Source organism: Bacteroides sp. K03 (assembly GCF_019734355.1).
GTDB lineage: Bacteria > Bacteroidota > Bacteroidia > Bacteroidales > Bacteroidaceae > Bacteroides > Bacteroides nordii.
On sequence record NZ_JAASHC010000008.1, the window covers coordinates 137,027 to 154,046 of the forward strand.

At 42.5% G+C, this 17,020-nt stretch carries 8 protein-coding genes; 1 reads left to right on the forward strand and 7 read right to left on the reverse strand.

Features of this window, described 5'->3' with window-relative positions; translation table 11 throughout:
- Window position 1 precedes the first annotated feature (1 nt).
- Together HCG69_RS08465 and HCG69_RS08470 are read right to left on the reverse strand one after the other, a co-directional pair.
- On the reverse strand, window positions 2-1,102 hold the full coding sequence (locus HCG69_RS08465) for an ROK family protein (protein WP_221649695.1): 1,101 nt from the start codon (window positions 1,100-1,102) through the stop codon (window positions 2-4).
- 6 nt (window positions 1,103-1,108) lie between these two features.
- On the reverse strand, window positions 1,109-2,854 hold the full coding sequence (locus HCG69_RS08470) for a class I mannose-6-phosphate isomerase (protein ID WP_221649696.1): 1,746 nt from the start codon (window positions 2,852-2,854) through the stop codon (window positions 1,109-1,111).
- A 96-nt stretch (window positions 2,855-2,950) separates the two neighbouring features.
- Here HCG69_RS08470 and HCG69_RS08475 point away from each other — a divergent pair, with 96 nt between their 5' ends.
- Window positions 2,951-3,841: an AraC family transcriptional regulator gene (locus HCG69_RS08475; protein ID WP_002558405.1), complete on the forward strand. Its 891-nt coding sequence runs from the start codon at window positions 2,951-2,953 to the stop codon at window positions 3,839-3,841.
- A 111-nt stretch (window positions 3,842-3,952) separates the two neighbouring features.
- Here the strand turns inward: HCG69_RS08475 and HCG69_RS08480 are convergent, their stop codons facing one another.
- The 5 genes from HCG69_RS08480 to HCG69_RS08500 all read right to left on the reverse strand — a co-directional run bounded on the left by HCG69_RS08480 (window position 3,953) and on the right by HCG69_RS08500 (window position 16,679).
- A complete protein-coding gene (locus HCG69_RS08480; RefSeq protein WP_221649697.1) occupies window positions 3,953-6,730 on the reverse strand; it encodes a GH92 family glycosyl hydrolase in 2,778 nt (925 codons plus the stop codon).
- Window positions 6,731-6,994: 264 nt separating this feature from the next.
- Window positions 6,995-9,331 (reverse strand): fibronectin type III domain-containing protein, encoded by a 2,337-nt coding sequence (locus tag HCG69_RS08485; RefSeq protein ID WP_221649698.1) that lies wholly within the window; start codon window positions 9,329-9,331, stop codon window positions 6,995-6,997.
- Window positions 9,332-9,343: 12 nt separating this feature from the next.
- Window positions 9,344-12,595, reverse strand: coding sequence for a leucine-rich repeat domain-containing protein (locus HCG69_RS08490; protein WP_221649699.1), 3,252 nt, complete (start codon window positions 12,593-12,595; stop codon window positions 9,344-9,346).
- Between the two features lie 12 nt (window positions 12,596-12,607).
- Window positions 12,608-15,277 (reverse strand): hypothetical protein, encoded by a 2,670-nt coding sequence (locus tag HCG69_RS08495; protein ID WP_221649700.1) that lies wholly within the window; start codon window positions 15,275-15,277, stop codon window positions 12,608-12,610.
- A gap of 19 nt (window positions 15,278-15,296) precedes the next feature.
- On the reverse strand, window positions 15,297-16,679 hold the full coding sequence (locus HCG69_RS08500) for a PEGA domain-containing protein (protein ID WP_221649701.1): 1,383 nt from the start codon (window positions 16,677-16,679) through the stop codon (window positions 15,297-15,299).
- Window positions 16,680-17,020: the final 341 nt, after the last annotated feature.

Sequence of the window (17,020 nt, forward strand, 5' to 3'; positions counted from 1 at the left end):
ATTATTGGTTGTCTAATTGATTAAGGGCATAAGTATAGGCACCTAATGAAATGGAACGGCTGGTGCCTTGATGGGTAACGGCTATTCCTGTCCGTTTATATAAATCGTAAGATATAAATCGGGTGGTATCGGGAACCTTTATCTGTTTGGGCTGATAACCGGCAAATGATGCAAATTCTGTCTCATCTTCCAGATTGAATACTTTCATTTGTAAGCGGTTGAAGATACTTCCATCCATCATACGTATAGTACCGTTTAGCTCTTTTATCATTGCAGGTAGTATGTATTTGGAAGCCCCAGCTAATCCGCCACCTATAACTACTAATCCGTCTACTAATGTTAAGGCGCAAGATAATGCTTCTGCAGCCACTTCACCCAGTTCGGCAAAGGAAGCCCTGGCTGCCTCCTGTTCTCCTTGAAGGTTACCTTCCGCAATCTCATAGATATCTTTAGGGGTTAAATCTTCTTTGCAACCGGAACGTTCTGCGTACATACGTTTTATAGCCCGGATGCTGACACTTTCTTCTACAATAAATTGCGGATGATTTTTGTTACGTAGACACCATAAATCACCACCGGCAGCATTGTCTCCCAACAAGAGTTGACCATTTGTTACTACTCCGGCTCCAAAACCTGTACCCAGCGTTATACCAATGATATTTTGGTAACGTTTGGTACTACCGGCTTTTTTTAACCGGTTGTTTATTTCCGGCAAAATGCCGGTCATTGCTTCTCCGTATGCGAACAGATTACCATCGTTGTTAATAAAAACAGGTAATCCGAATTGATCTTGTAAATAGGGGCCTAAAGCAACTCCGCCTCGAAAGGCCGGAAAGTTGGGTAAATCGCCAATAATTCCTGCCTCATAATCGGCCGGCCCCGGAAATGCAAAACTTATTGCTACCGGAGTTTCCGGTAATAATTTTAGTATATGGTGGAACCCGGTCACTATATTTTTCAGACAATGGTCGATATGAGTTGGAACAGAAGGTAAAACAAAAGGTTCTACAATCTCTTTTCCTCCGGCTATTGCCGAAAATACAAAATTGGTTCCACCCGCATCCAAAGTCATTACGATGCGTTGTTCTTCTTTATAATTCATAATTTATTATTGTTTAAATCGAACATAAGCTTTGATTGTACCACATCGCTTCTCTTTTGATGCTGCACCTGGAGATATGGTATATTGGTTGATTGAAGCCGGGATAATAAATGTCTCTGCATAATGAACAGTAAACGGTTCGAATGCTCCGTCAGGGCTTTCCACTATTAATTCGTCTCCTTCAATTACATTTAAAACATTAACGCTATTCCCGGTATGGTGCAAAACCTTACCGGTGAACCAGTGGCGGCGTGTCTCTATAAATTCATTTTCGTGTAATCCGGTACGTTCTTCATACCAACCTTCTCCTTCTGCAATCTTTTCCACGTGATTAACCAGATACCGGCGTGTATAATCAGTTTGTCGTTCCCATTGAATCACATTAGCACCATGTCGGATGTTTATGGGACGAGGACGGCCGTCTAACCCCAGACGCCCCCAATCCCAAAGCTTAAATGTAAAGATACTTGGCGTTGCACTAATCTCGAGCACCATTGCACCCGCTCCGGAACAATGGATTGTTCCGGCCGGAATCAGGAAATGGTCATGTTTTTTTGCCGGCCATTGGTTTACATACTTTTCTGTATCGAACTTCTTCCCTGTCTTTTGCGATTCGTGCAGGGCTGCAATCATTTCTTCGGGATCTATGCCTGTCTTTATTCCTAAAAAGACAGTTGCACCCTTTTGTGCATCCAGCAGATAATAGCTTTCATCCTGTGTATAGGCCATGCCGAATGTATTCCGGATATATTGGGTTGTAGGATGTACCTGCAGGCTGAGATTGCCTCCTCCCATCGTATCCAGAAAATCAAAACGAATAGGAAAGTTTTCTCCGAAACGGGCTTCTACCGGTTCTCCCAAAACTTCACGAGGTTGATAGAAAATGAGATTATTGGATGGCATTTCAAAGAGTGTTCCGGAAATATTTAAATATAAGCTGTTTTCTTCGGGAACACAGTCAAAGCACCAACCGAAATTGGCTTGTGTCTTGTCTAAATCGCAGACTTCTTTCATCCATTGGCCACCCCATGGAGCCGGGTCGAAAAACGGGACTACACGAAAAGGAGAAGAAGCTGTTTTTTTAAGACCGGCTTTCCAGGTCTCTCCTTCGATCATTTTAGGGAGATCACTGATATGGGTATCCAGCCAATAATCAACTTTATTTAATAGCCTCTTTTTAAGGTTATCACATACTATCCAATCTATAAAATAACCTCGTTTGTAGTGAAGGGAGGGGGCAACCTCTTTGTCTCTAACTCCTAATCCGTTCACTTCTTTTCTCCGGAAGCGTTGCTGTATTTCCCAACGTGCCATATCAACGTACATAAGTAGGTCCGGATGAGGATAAACTTCTGCTGCTCCATGTCCGCATAAAACAATGAGTCCGTTCGTCTGTGTTATTTGTTCACGGCAGGCTGCCACCTTTTCCGTATCCAGGAAGTTTTTGTAAGAAAAGTGTGAAGTATACCCGAATAAGCTGTCTTCCGTCATATAGGGTGCTGTCATACGCTCAATATCTTCCGGTGACTTAAACAAGCTTTCCGTATCAATCAATAGTGTCGGAGATAGTTCTTTAAAATAAGAAAGAAGTTCTTGTTTATTTACTCCCTGATAACACTCTACTACAAAAACCTTTCGGAAATCACCAGTTACTCCTGTTTTCTTTAATTTATTCAGGATTTCACTCCATCCTATCCATATCTTTCCTTCTATACGAGTTGAAGGGGTCTTGTCATAATTACTTTTTCTCATTTTGCCGAATTGTTTTTCTGCAAATATACTTTACTTATTGCTTTTTTTGAGGTATATTTGTTCTGATCTTCTTATACAATCTTATGATTTTGTACTATGGTAAGAATAAAGGAAGGGTTTAAAGGAGAGCGATTTGTATCCCTGCCCGAAAATTTGTTAAGAGAATATAGTAAAGATCCTCTGATAGAGAATCTCTATGTACGTAAAATCGGTTTTTTCCCGAAGGTGAAATATCATTATGTGCAAAAAGAATCGGGTACAGATTATGCAATGCTGATATATTGTGTCGACGGAAAAGGTAAGTATCATATTAATGGGAAGACGTATCAGATACGGCAGAAGCAGTATATATTTATCCCTCCCCATGTCCCTTATTCGTTTGAGGCTGATATAGATGAGCCGTGGACCATCTATTGGCTTCATTTTAGCGGTAAATTAGTGCATTCGATTTTTACTGTTCATATATCTCCGGGGATTATTCTTTCGGATGAACACTCGCGTCAGCAAGTTCGTATTGAGCTGTTTGAAGAAATCTATAATAGCTTTTCCATGGGATATATCAAAGAATATTTTGCTTATTCAGCGATGTACCTGTACTCTTTCTTATCTACGTTCATTTTTCAAGAGCAATTTCGGGATATCGGTGTTCCCAGACATAAGCCGCTTTCATTTTCTATGCGGGTGATTTACTATCTGCAGGAAAACATAGATCGTAATTTGACATTACAGGACTTGGCCGGATATTTTAAATATTCGGAGTCTCATTTCTCGGCATTGTTTTTGAAAGAGACCGGTACTTCTCCTATCAACTATTTTATTCGACTGAAAATTCAGAAGGCTTGTCAATATATTGAGCTTACCGATATGAAATTGAATGAGATAGCTCTACGGCTTGGATTTGAGGAACAGGCTTATTTCTCCCGGGTCTTTACCAAAGTTATGGGAGTGTCGCCTACTGCTTACCGAAAAAAAGAGATCAGTGAATAAACAAAGTACCCCGCGAAAGTTGGATGTGAACTTTCGCGGGGCATTTTATTACTTTTTACACACTCTCGACAGGCAGATTTCTTCTGCCCCTTTGAACAGAATGTTATGTCATTATTTTACAGGTGCGGAATTGCTTAGCCAGAGTTCTAAGATTCCTCCTTTTGCGTATTCTTTGTGCGGGAGCAGGCATTCTGACAGTTCTTTACCATTGAGGGCTATTCTCTCAATGTAGCAATTCTCTTTGCTGTTGTTATGGCATTTAATGATAAACTTATCTCCATTGGGGTAATACTTTTTATCCAACCAGATGGTGATTTCATCAAATACGGGAGACGTAATATCATAAACGGGTTGGATGGAACAAGTTCCGTCTACACTGAACATTCCTATTGACATGAGGGCGCTTACTCCTCCCATTTGTCCCTGATCTTCGTCGTGTCCACCGTAACCTTTATCAGGGGTAGTTGCTCCGTATGCTTGTTCGTTGACACGCCTTACCCAGTATTGTGCCAAGTCCGGTCGGCCTGTTCTGTTGAATACATGGGCATTCGAACACCCTGGTTGATTGGCGTAACTCACATATCCATCGCGATACCCATATACGAAATCATCTTCTTTAGATTGCTCGAAAGCCTCATTCAGTTTGGTACACAGAGCATCTTTTCCTCCCATTAATTCTGCCAGTCTGCTTAATCCGTGAGATATTCCCCAAGTAGCCTGCCAGGCATTGGCTTCTATCCATCCCTCTCCGCTTAAAGGATCTTGATGTAACCATTCTCCTTTATTATTTTTGGGCATCAACAGGTTGACTTTATCGCAGAAAAGGTTTTCCCAGCCTTGGGACCGTTTCAGGTAGAATGCCGCATCCTTCTTTTTCCGAAGTTTTCCAGCCATTTGAGATAGTGCCCAATCCTGAAAGGCAGCCTCTATCGTCCATCCGGCATTATCCGGAAAATAACCGTTCTGTTCATAGATGTCAATTTGCTCTTTAGAGCCTAACATTCCTCCGCCTTTATGATTGTTGACCATTGCTTTATAAGCAGCTGTCGGAGTTGTTTTGGTTAGCATGTCTTTTTGATAAGCAGCGGTCAGTAAGTTGGTAGCCGGGCAAGATGACATGATGTACGAATATCCACCAAGGTTGGGTCCCCGGGGCAACAGTCCGCCATTTTCGGCATATTGCACCAGACAGGCGGAAAAGTCATCTAAAACTTCTGGCCATGCCAATCCCCAGAGTACATTCAAATTCCATTGTGAGAGCCAAAATGCATCTGAATTATACATATGGAATTTTACTTTTCCATTTGCGTCTTTCGGTAAGGTCCTTTTTTTGAACACGGCATTTACTGTATGTTTGCCTTGTCGTTCTCCCTGTGTATAATCCGGATAGTCACCGGAGTAATCGTCTATTTTATGACGTCCCAGCAGCACATGCCAAAGATCCGTATAAAATTTGATTTGTTGGTCTCTTGTACCACCTTTCACTGCTATTTTTCCCAGATAATCATTCCATTCTTTTTGTGATTGCTGATGCACTGCATCAAAGTCCCAATGATTACAATCCATTTCCATATTGAGCCGTGCATTGGCTATACTGGTATAGGAAATAGCCACCTTTACACAGATTTGTTCACCTGTTTTAGCTGTAAAGCGTGCTTTGATACCCGAAGAAGGTGCATCCCAATACGTCATGCCGGTGGCATTGCGCCGTGTCGGTTTTTCATGGCTTGTCAGAGATTCTATGTCCCGGTATTCTGTTTGGTTATCCCAACCATCTATGGCTTTCATTGGTTTGCTAAATTGCATAACGTAATACACTTTTACATTGTCGGGACCTCCCCATAGTCTTCCCATGGTGTTGACGGAGCCTTCTATTTCCTGATCGCTGACCTTTTGGATATTTGCTTCGGTCATGGTTATTGTACCTACATATCCTCCCAGATTGAGCAGTATATCTGCAAGAGGAGCATCGTTGCAATAGGTAAAGCGATAAAAACTTACCCTGTCTGTGGCGGTTTGCTCTACCCATAGGTTATATCTGTCTAAAAATAGTTTGTGATAACCCGGGCGTACTGTTTCTCCTTCATGCGAGAAGGATGATTTCCATCCCTCTTCTCCCTGCTTGGTGGGCACTTCACCTGTGGTAGGCATCAGTACAATGCCGCCATTCATCCAATCGTGCAGTTGCGGGAACCCTAATATTTCTTTAGAATTATAATTGTATCCGCCGCCGTACTGGTTTTTGTTTCGTGTCATAGGAGCTGCGCTAATCATGCCAAAGGGCAGGCTTCCTGTAACAAAGAAGAAATATCTTCCTCGTGCAGTCTCGATATAAGGGTCTACCTTTTCTACAAAATCATGATATCCCTCGATGGATGGGTAGACTTCCACTTCGGAGAGACCTACATTGGTGCCCATTGCGTCCGTGCTTTCGATACGAATAAAAGAGCTGAGTTTCGTAGGGAAATCAATCACCTTTGGAGCACCGTCGTTGGGAATTGAATTTACGTAGATTTTAGAATGATCGCTGAAGTGGATAGTAACTCCTGCCATCTGACTCTGGGGATTGGGGCGGTCGTACAAGATAATTCTTTCTATCGGCTGTGCCTCGTCCCATTTTAATTCTATCCATGGGTAATCAATATATCCCCAAAACGTCTCTTTGCTCTGAGAACGCCATTCTCCCTGATCGTATAGGCGGATTGCTCCGTCGATAATCTTTTCCGGTTCGAATCCGGGCATGAAAGAAGAGGCTTTTACCTGTGCGCGAGTTGCAATATTATAAGGGGTAGCATATGCGCTGACAAGTGGGAGTAACCATACAAAAACAAGTAGAGTTATCCGGCAGGATTTGTAATGGATAAATAGTGGCTTTTCTTTTTTTTTCATTTTTAGATTCTGTTAGTTATTAATAGGCAAAGCTGTTTTCAGCAACTGCTTGCAAAAATAGTGTGTATTCAGTCTATTTCAAAGTCTATTTGTTCTGAATCTCTTATACTATCTTATGATTTCCGGTTGTTTTGAGGGTATCTTTACAATGTGGACGGGAGTGATAGGATGGGTATTAGACCATTATAATACAACTCCCCCGACATTTATAAAGAAATACCGGGGGAGCCTCACCTTATGTTAGAGAGAATATAAAAAGGAGTTTTACTTTCTTACCGTTCGTGCTTTTTGGGCAGATTGGGGTTCGGGTAATGGATTATCATCCGGACCGGGAGTAGTAGTCAGCGTTGTAAAGCTACTGTAACCGCTACTGTATGAGATACCATTCTTGTTTTTTGCATAAGCTCTTACATAATAATAGGTTGCTGCTTTTAATCCGGAAATCTTAGTAGAGAAGTTAGTAGCCACCTGTGCTTTTGCATAGTTCTTTTTCGCTTCATCTATTACCGGTTCCGAACTGTTTTCACTCCAGCAGAAACCTACTTCAGTGACACTGGCTCCTCCGTCATTTGAAATGTTAGCTGACATATCAGCTGTATTTGCGGTGATATTCTCTGCCGAAGGATATCCTACGGCAGGGGTATAGGTCGCAATTGTAACGAAACGGACGGGAATACTGTAAGTGATCCCTTTTTCATTCTCTGCATATGCGCAAATATAATAAGGAGTAGCCATAGTAAGATTTACTATTTGAGCCTCAAAACGCCCGCCAGCATCAGAACCGGTACCCAATTCTTTCTTATCAAGACAGTTTTCCAGAGTTGGAGTAGCATTACTGGAATCCGACCATACAAAACCTTTTTTAAGGATACTCAATCCTCCGGTATTGGTGATGGTAGCCTCCACAGTAACATTATCATCATTAATAATACTCATTGTCAGGTCTTCCACTTCCGGTGCACTGTTTAGTTGAGTGGTAAACTCTGTCACGGGACTATATGCCACTCCGTTTACGTTTTTGGCATAAGCTCGTACGTAGTACTTGATACCTTTATTCAGATTAGAGATCTGCTTGGTGTAGGTGGTTAGTTTGCCAACTTCAGTGATGTGATCGTTATCGTTTATGTTAGGTGCAGATACTTCGCTGCTCCAACAAAAGCCGATTTCCTCTATATCTCTGCCTCCGTCGGTAGTAACTTCTACTTTTACGGTGGCTACTGTTTCACCAATATTATTTATAACCGGTACAGCGAGTGCAGGAACATGGGTTTGTACGGTATGGAATGATGTTGGATTACTGTAAAAATAGCCGTCGACTGTTCGGGCATAGGCAGTTACATAATAATTGGTACCTTCTTGTAATCCGTTTATGGCTATGTGGATGTTATTTCCGCTACTCGTATCTTTTTTAGGCCCACCTTCCATATCTACACCCGGCTTGGTAGAGAAGATGTCATAACAAATCCCTTTTTCCAGAATCTCCGTACCTTCGGGCACGGTAATAACGGCGGTTACTTCAGCTGATGATACAGTGATATTACTGATCTGTGGTACTGTTTCAAAACCCACTACCTGCAGATTTTGTGTGGTAAACTCTACCACCGGACTGTATCCTATGCCTTTATCATTTTCTGCATAAGCCCGAAGATAATATTTCGTACCAGTATTCAAACCTTCCAGTAGTTTAGAAAAGTCGGCTGCTCCTAAAGCAACTTCTTCTTTCAGGTTGTCTATGGTAGGAACCTGGTTCTCGGCACTCCAGCAGAAACCACGTTTCAGTATCGGATAGGCTGCATCCGGTGTTACAGCGCGGGCAGTAGCCAGTGCTGTATAGGCTGAAATATCACCAACCGGATTGCAGGTAACTGTTGGTACTTTCAATGCATCTGTAGTAATTTCGATGCTTTCGGCACTGTATCCGGTTTTACCCGTTTTGTTTTTAGCATAAGACCGTATCAGATAAGTGGTATTTGCCTTTAGATTGGTTAGTTCTACAGTGAAGGCTTCGGATGTAAAGCCTGATGACGCGTTCTTTACGATATCATATTCAGTGGGATCCGCATTGTCCTCTTCTGTTTTTACTTTGTAAACTACTCCAAAGTCTGTCAGGTCGCTACCACCATCATCGGTTACACCACTGGTCAGGATAGCTCCCGTTTCACTTTTGCTTTCGGCCACAGGTACATTGAGAGTAGGTGCTTCACTGGCGAGTGTACTAAAGCTTATCACATTTCCTTTCACTTTGCTGTATCCGGTACTGGCATAAATGCAATAGTAATAAGTTTTTCCGATAGATAGGCCTTCCAGTGTTACAGTGTACTGGTTTTTGTCTCCGGCCTGGGCTTCTACCTCCTTTGCATTGTTCATCGAACTCGATTCGGCATAGAGAAATCCTATCTTGCATTTTCCCACGCTCTTTGGGTTTTCAATGGCCGAACCTGTCAGTACCGCATCATATCGCGTCAGTCCGGTAGCATTGTTTGTCACCAGTGTAGGCGCATATATCATCGGTTCCTCGTCCTTATCACATCCTGCCGGTAAAAGCAGGATGAGGGTAAGGAGCAGGTACCTGATTATTTGTATCTGATGTTTTTGAATCATGTTGATACTTCGTTATTTTTTTACCATTACTTTTTGTCCTTCAAGGAAGTAGATGCCCTCTGCCAGTCCGTTTACTTCGTTGCGGCCTTCCTGAGCTTCGATCACTCGTATGGTACGTCCGCTGGCATCATAAATAGGAATGGTGCGGACAGCATTACTTTCGATATAGAGAATACCGTTCTCACTGTATGCTCTGGTGGCCTGGTTAGGAGTTAGGATCATGCTTCCGATACCGGTGATACTGCCTCCATCGCCACCAATGCTGTATAGCCGTGGAGCAGATGCAGGAGCGGCTTTGGTCTGTACATAGGCCTGGAAGGGGGCTACGTCGGCATAATTACGGATAAATACACTACCGGCGGGATAGTCTTTGTTACCATCAAAGTATGAACTTGTTTCATTTAAAGAATATACCTGTTCGCTTTTTTCAACTGTAGCATAAGTTGGTACAAGACTGTAGTTGGCACCCTCTGACGATTGTAGGGCACCTTCGGTAGGAGCAAGTAGAACACCTGCGCCATTTTCTGCAGAGAAACGAACATTACCGGTAATATTATTGGCTTCCGGATAAGCCCGGTTGTTAGGCATACAAATGAGGTAAGGTTTATTGGCCTGTATTGAAGTGGCTGAGACATATCCGGTTGGAGTAAGTTCGTATAACCAGAATGGCAGGGCTGTGTCATCTGTTTCTAAAAGGGTATTGCCGAAAGGTGCCAGTGGGGTTCCGGTAGCGTCGGGTTCGGTAGAGTACCGCGTATACGTAAATTGATCAACATCAAACGGTAATACGATGGTTTTCCAGCCAGCTGGTGAGTTGTATCCACTCTCTGTATTGAAGTTTTTGTAGTAATACACTTTTTTAGCTTTTAATTCTTTGGGAATACTGAACTGATTCCCATTTGTTTTGATCTCCATTTGGTCAGTGACACCTCCCCGGAAAATATAAGTGAAATTGTATTCTGCATCGGATGCTACGCTTCCATTCTCTGGAATGTAGAGATAAGTCGCTGCAGAGAATACATTATAAGGAACTTCCCAACTGGGGTTCCATACTACGGTATTTAAGTAGGATTTGTAGGACCCTTCAGATGAATTATAACACCGGAAAGCTCTTTCTCCAATTTCTGTTACGGTAACCGGTATTTCAATATTATTGATAGAGGTACTTTCAAAAGCTCGTTCTCCTATCTTTTCCAGATGAGGAGGAAGAGTAATACTTTTCAGTTGAGTACATCCATTAAAGGCCCAGTATTCTATTACTTTTAAGTTCTGTGGGAGTTGTATTGCATTGATTCCACTGTCACGAAATGCATAGCTCCCTATTTTTTCCAATTTAGATGGTAATTGAATTGTTTTTAGTTTGGGACAGCTCCAAAACATGCTATTCGGTAATTCGGTCATATTGGTAGGGAGAGTAACTTTGGTAAGTTCGTTACAGTTATTAAAGCAACGATCTTCTATGGTAGTTACTGTTTCGGGGATTGTGATTTCCTGAATACTACTGTATTGAAAAGCTCCCTCTTTTATGGTTGTTACACTTGCAGGGATATTAAAAGTGGCAATTTTACATCCATAAAATGCATTTTCCACAATTTCTGTAGGTTCTGCACCTTCTGCAAAATGAATGTTAGTGATATTACTGTTTCCAAGTCCACTGATACGTGTGATGGTTTTAGGAAATGTAATACTGGTGAGGGGGGTATTTTCAAAAGCATTTTCCCCAATTTCTCGTATACCGTTGTTTATTGTTACCTCTGTGAGTCCAGAATTGGCGAATACGGAACTGTTAAATGAAGTAATGGTTCCGGGAATTGTTATCTTAGTGAGTTGTGTACATCCTTTAAAAGCTTGATGTCCAAGTTCTGTAAGTGCTCCCGGGAGAGTAACTTCTTTTAATGATATACAATTACTAAAAGCGTCTTGAGGGATAGAGGTTAAAGAAGTAGGCAGATTGATGTTTTCCAGAGTAGAACAACCTGTAAATACAAAATTTTCCATTTGGAAAGCAGTATTGTTTTTAGGGAGGGTTACATGTGTCAATTGTGTGCAGTATGCGAAAGCATAACGTCCTAACTTTTTAACTGATTCCGGTAAATGAATTTCAGTAATAGAGGTCCTTTGAAAAGCTTCCTCTCTAATTTCTTCAAGCTTTGATGAGGCAGAGATATTGACTGTTTTTAATGAGTTACAACCCTCGAAATTTCGTCTATTAATTCCAATTACATTATCCGGTATAGTAATACTTTTTAGATTGCTACAGCCATTGAAGTCGGGCAACCATCCTGTTAATCCAGAGGGGAGTGTAATTGATTCCAATTGTGTACACCTCCCAAAAGAACCTACTTCAGTTACACTTTCGGGGATAACTAATGATTTCAATGAACTACAACCGTACATGCTTCCTAATTGAGTTAATCCACTTGGAAGTTCTAATTCTAAAAGACCACTACATCCATTGAAAGCGCTGTTTATTACTTTTAGTGTGGAGGGCAATGTAATATGCTTAATAGAAGTTGCACCGGAAAACATATATGAATACAATAAGGTAAGACCTTCCGGCAAGATGACTTCCTCCAGATTAGTACAGTCAGCAAAGTTGCTACCACTATTATATTGACTGGTGAAAGTACATCCATCATAGGTGAAACTATCTGTTAGTGTACTTGGTAAGGAGGCTTTTTTTAATGATTGACAGCCATTGAAAGTATATTGCCCCATTATTTTGACTCCTTCTGGAATAATGATTTCTTTCAAACGACTGCATGCATCGAATGAGTATTCTCCGATCCATAGTAATGTACTTGGAAGTGTAACGGTTTCCAATGACGGACAGTTGGATACGCTATATCCGCTCCATGTAGAATAAGATCCGTTTTTAGTATAACTTCCTAACCCTACAACGTTCTTAGGAAATTTCAAATCTATCAGATTGACCATTCCCCGAAACATATAGCTGCCAACTATATTATTCTGAGTCATATAATCCTGTCCATTATATGAGGTATATGGAGTACCTCCTTCTACAATGGTTGCATTGGTCAGATCGAGTCTTTCCAGATTTCCTGCGGTAGTACGTATTAATGCAATGTCTGTACCGTTCAGTGGGCCGCTGATAATAAGTTCTGTAACGGTTTGTGTCTCTTCAGAAGACAGATACGATGAGAGCGTTCCTGCTGTTGTTACTGTTATTGTTTTGGCTTGTACGCCTATGCTGAGGCTGAATGCAGCTACAAGCATGATAAAATAGATACTGATTCGTTTCATATCTGGATATTTTTATTTGTTATCAATTGGTTCCGGTGTGGGATTATCTCCTTCTCCGGGTTCTACTTTGTCTCCCGGTTCGGTAGTCAGCCAGGCTGTGTTACTATATCCTGTACCTACATCGTTGGTGGCATAGGAGCGTATATAGTAAGTAGTGCCCGGTGTCAGTCCGGTGAGAACAGTTTTCAGTTCTCCTCCTGGAGTGATGGATACATTGGTACATCCTGCTTTCCCTATTTCAGGATTTTGTTCGGTAGCACTCCAAATAAAGCCTTGGGCTGTAACTGCTGCACTCCCTTTGTCACTAATACCGGAAGTAATAACTAATTTTGTAGGGAATGTTCCCGAATTATACACACCGTTCATTGATGGTTTTTTACCAAGAATTGGATCATCTGGTGTAGGGTTATCGCCCGGTTGGGGAGGTAATGCAGTAGTCGTTATATCACCAAAGGGAATATAACTAACTCCATTCCGGTCTTTATTCTTGGCATACGCAGCTACGCTGTAAGAGGTACTATGTGTAAGTCCTGTAGCTGTTGCGGTGAAGGTATTTCCTGTCATTATCCCTTTAACATGATTCCCTTTAATGTTCGGAGTTTCACCGGCAGGTGCCCAGCAGATACCATAATCGGTAACGGTAGCTCCTCCGTCATTGGCAATAACAGCACTAATGGTGATCCGATCGAATTTGACTAATTCTCTTTTTCCTTCTGTCAAAGTAGGTGCATAGGTTTGTCCTGTCATAAAGTTGATGGGCTGACTATATCCGGCTTCCTGCACTTTATTGTTTTTGGCATATGCACGTACTATATAGGAGGTGCTGGGATTCAGTTCGTTTAATAATGCTTCAAAACTATCTGCACTTCCTGATGCGACGGCTTTACCTGTATTGTTTTCCAGGGTAGGTGTTATTCCATTATTACTCCATACAAACCCTCGCTCGGTAATGGTTAAACCGCTTCCTCCCGCATCGGAAACGAATGCTTTGGCCTTGGCATTATCGTCCTGAATGTTCATTACTGTCAAACTACTCACTTTGGGTGCCGTATTTGCTGCAGTCAGTAGAGTGGCAGGTGCGCTGCAATATCCGATTCCTTTACTGTTACGCGCAAAGGCTTTCACATAATATCTCTGCCCGCCGGTCAGTCCGGTAAGATTAACCGTTATTTTACCAAGATCTGCACTCTCGGATAAAGCCGTTTGTACATTTGCCCCTCCTTGTTCCGGGTTTTGATTGGTCAGACTATAGTAGATTCCCCGTTCCTGCACTTCACTTCCCCCATTAGAAATGATAACGGCAGTGATGGTTGCCGAAGTTTCCGTGACATTCTTGAAGACAGGATTACCAATCTCGGGCACAAGTAATGCACTGGTAGTGAATTCTACTTCATTACTGTAGAATGTGTCATCGCGTGTAGTGGCATAAGCACGGGCATAGTAAGTGACGCCTTCTTCCAATGCGGTAAGTCTGGTTTGCATTTGGTTACTTTCTCCGTTGAAAGGTTGCGGATTATCTGCCTTGGTAGGGTTATGTTCCTTACTATAGCAGAATCCTTTTTCTCTGATTTCTGCACCTATTCCCGTTGCTACCAGAGCCGAGAGTACCGCCGATTCGGAAGTAATATCCGATACAATCATTTTCGTCAGTGAAGCAGTCTGCTCTTCGACAGTGGTAAATTCTATCGGAGAACTGTAACCGGTTCCTTTTTCATTGGTAGCATAGGCGCGGAGGTAGTATTTCGTTTTGGAATTCAATCCGGTCACTACCTTGGTAAAGGTACTGGTTGCATCAGCTGTTACCTGATTTTGCCCGTTTTCAATCACTACAGGCAGACGATTCTCCGCACTCCAGCAAAAGCCGCGTTCTTGAACCGGATACCCCCGTTCGTCAGTGACGGTTCCTGTTACCTCCAGTGTATAGGAAGTCAGTTTATCCGGATTGGGTGGAGTGATTGTAACAATAGGGGTCATTAGTTCATCCGTTTTCAATGTAATGACCTGACTATATCCGGTTCCGGTTTTATTGGTGGCATATGCCCGTATGGCATAGGTTGTATTGGATTGCAGATTGATAGCAGTACCAGTGAAAGGATCCTCTTTTCCACGTGTTGCTGTGAGGGAACCCAATACTACGTTATCGCTCTTGGTCGGGTCGGGGTCGCCTTCAATATATATTTTATAAGCAAACCCACGAATGGTCGGAGTATCGTCACCGTCATCGGTCACCTGGCTACTAAGTGTCAGGGTAGTTTCATCTTTACTGATAACGGTTGGTACGCTTACAATAGGAGCAATGCTTTCTTCTGTAGTGAATGACTGTACCGGGCCTTTTACCAGTGTATTGCCGCTTTTAGCATAGATACAAAAGTAATACTGGGTACCTGGTTTTAATCCTGTAGCTGTTGCCCGGTATTGATTATTGCCGTCAGACTCTTCCGTGCCAACAAAAGATTCCGCATCGGCCATGTTGTCTGAGGTGGCAACCATAAAGCCGATATCACATTTCACGATGCTGGATGGATGGGGGATGGCTGCTCCTGAAAGAACGGCTTGCACCCTTGTCATTTCCGTCACGCTACCACTGGCAAGCGTAGGCGGATATGCCAACGGCTCGTTGTCTTCTTCGCAGCCTGACAAGAGTAGCACCCCACACATTATTATATATAGGAATTTCTTCATCTCATTTTACGTTTTGGGATTAGAATATCATACCGATACCGGCGCTTATTTCGTGGTATTTGGCATTTACTGTGTGGTACCCCGCAGAGATCAGGAACTTATTGAAGCGCAGAATACCACCTAACTCGAAGGCTACTCCGGTGGGAGATTTACTTGTATCCTTTACCTGTATCCCCTCAAGGCTTTTTCCACTTTCATCCTCAGCCCGTTCATCCAGTTCATAAGATAGAGTACGGCTGCCGTATCCGGCTCCTGCATAAAGGTAGATCGTCTTGTTGAGGCGACGGAAATATCCGGCGGTAACTGACATACGTGATTGGTGGGTGACTCCTTCTTTATAGAACGGAGGTATACTTCCGTCACCTATTGTGCCATTTTCGTTGCATTCCAAGTCGCTCCCTGCCGAACTAAAGTCGCTACGGAAACCGATGTAGAAGCCGTTCTTGTTTTTACCAAATCCTAACATAGCGCCAAAGGTAGTAGAGTTCGGGTTGTATCCGGCCTGCAGCAAGACAAGTGTATTCATTGGGATTTTTGGCTTGATAGTAGATATCATCCGGAAAGTGGGACGTACCGTTTCGCCCGCAGCTACAGTCAGTACAGTGTCTATGGGGAAATAAGTTTCCTTTTCGATGCGTACTTTATACTCTTTGATAGCCATGCGGTCACTGCGGTAAGGGGTTGTACCTACGAGAACTGTGTCAATGTAAACTTTGGCATCCTGTTCGGGCAGGGAGAATATTTCCATATAGCCGAACTTGGGTTTCAGCACTACACTTTTGGTTACCGGACTGCTCCCTAAGGAAATAACACCTGCTTCGGGTTGGTACATCGGAGCTTCTACACGATACGTATGATCTCCTTTGGGCATGGTAGCGTTGAACAGACCATTCTCAACCGGCACCTGTTCATCGTCAATATAAATATTGGAGGTAGCTGGTTCGGGGCGTACTACGATGAGCTGCATGTTGTTTTCAACTACAGGTTTATCCTGCTGATCACCGGTGTTGAGTACCATTTCGTATACGGTAGCTTTTTCGATGATGTCCGGATAGAAGTAGTTTCGCATAATACCGAGTTGGTCATGTAAAATAGAGATACGGCGGGCGCCTCGCGGGACGTACAGCCAGATTTCTCCTGTTTTGTTTTCACGTGCCGTGATTCCCAGGGCGTCCGGTTCAAACATAAGGTCTTTTACATTGGTCACGATACGGATAAGTGCACAGACTTCACCGTTTTGGTCTCGTTTGGGAGCTGTGACACGGGCAGTGATGTCGCTTTCCATACGTTGGAAAGATGCTACGTTGATTTTTCCTTGTTGCGCAAGCACAGGGATGGCAGGGCAAATAAATAGAAGAACGATAAATAGTAGCAACAGACGTTTAGTAGTGCTATTTGACATGTTTGTTTCTGTAATTTAGGATTAATGTATTTTTCGAACAAATATAATTAATGTTTGTAAATGAATCCCTTTTTATCAAATAAAATGATCGGATAAGTTTGATTTTTAACTTATGTGTAGTCGTTTTGTAACGGTTTTCAGTGACAAAACTTTTCTGATGCGATGGTTGTCGGTAAAATTGATTTCTTGCTGTATGGTTTTGAATGCTTCCCGCACGGGGAAGTACGCCAAGCGATGATTAATCGAAACGCGAATTAACACAGATTTTCGCAAAGGGAAACAAGCAGATGATAAAGAACTACAGTCTTTTAATCTGCGTTCATTTGCGTAAATCCGTGTTT

Coding starts and splice junctions, on each gene's coding strand:
- HCG69_RS08465 (WP_221649695.1), bottom strand. CDS start 1,102: ATGAATTATAAAGAAGAACAACGCATCGTAATGACTTTGGATGCGGGT.
- HCG69_RS08470 (WP_221649696.1), bottom strand. CDS start 2,854: ATGAGAAAAAGTAATTATGACAAGACCCCTTCAACTCGTATAGAAGGA.
- HCG69_RS08475 (WP_002558405.1), top strand. CDS start 2,951: ATGGTAAGAATAAAGGAAGGGTTTAAAGGAGAGCGATTTGTATCCCTG.
- HCG69_RS08480 (WP_221649697.1), bottom strand. CDS start 6,730: ATGAAAAAAAAAGAAAAGCCACTATTTATCCATTACAAATCCTGCCGG.
- HCG69_RS08485 (WP_221649698.1), bottom strand. CDS start 9,331: ATGATTCAAAAACATCAGATACAAATAATCAGGTACCTGCTCCTTACC.
- HCG69_RS08490 (WP_221649699.1), bottom strand. CDS start 12,595: ATGAAACGAATCAGTATCTATTTTATCATGCTTGTAGCTGCATTCAGC.
- HCG69_RS08495 (WP_221649700.1), bottom strand. CDS start 15,277: ATGAAGAAATTCCTATATATAATAATGTGTGGGGTGCTACTCTTGTCA.
- HCG69_RS08500 (WP_221649701.1), bottom strand. CDS start 16,679: ATGTCAAATAGCACTACTAAACGTCTGTTGCTACTATTTATCGTTCTT.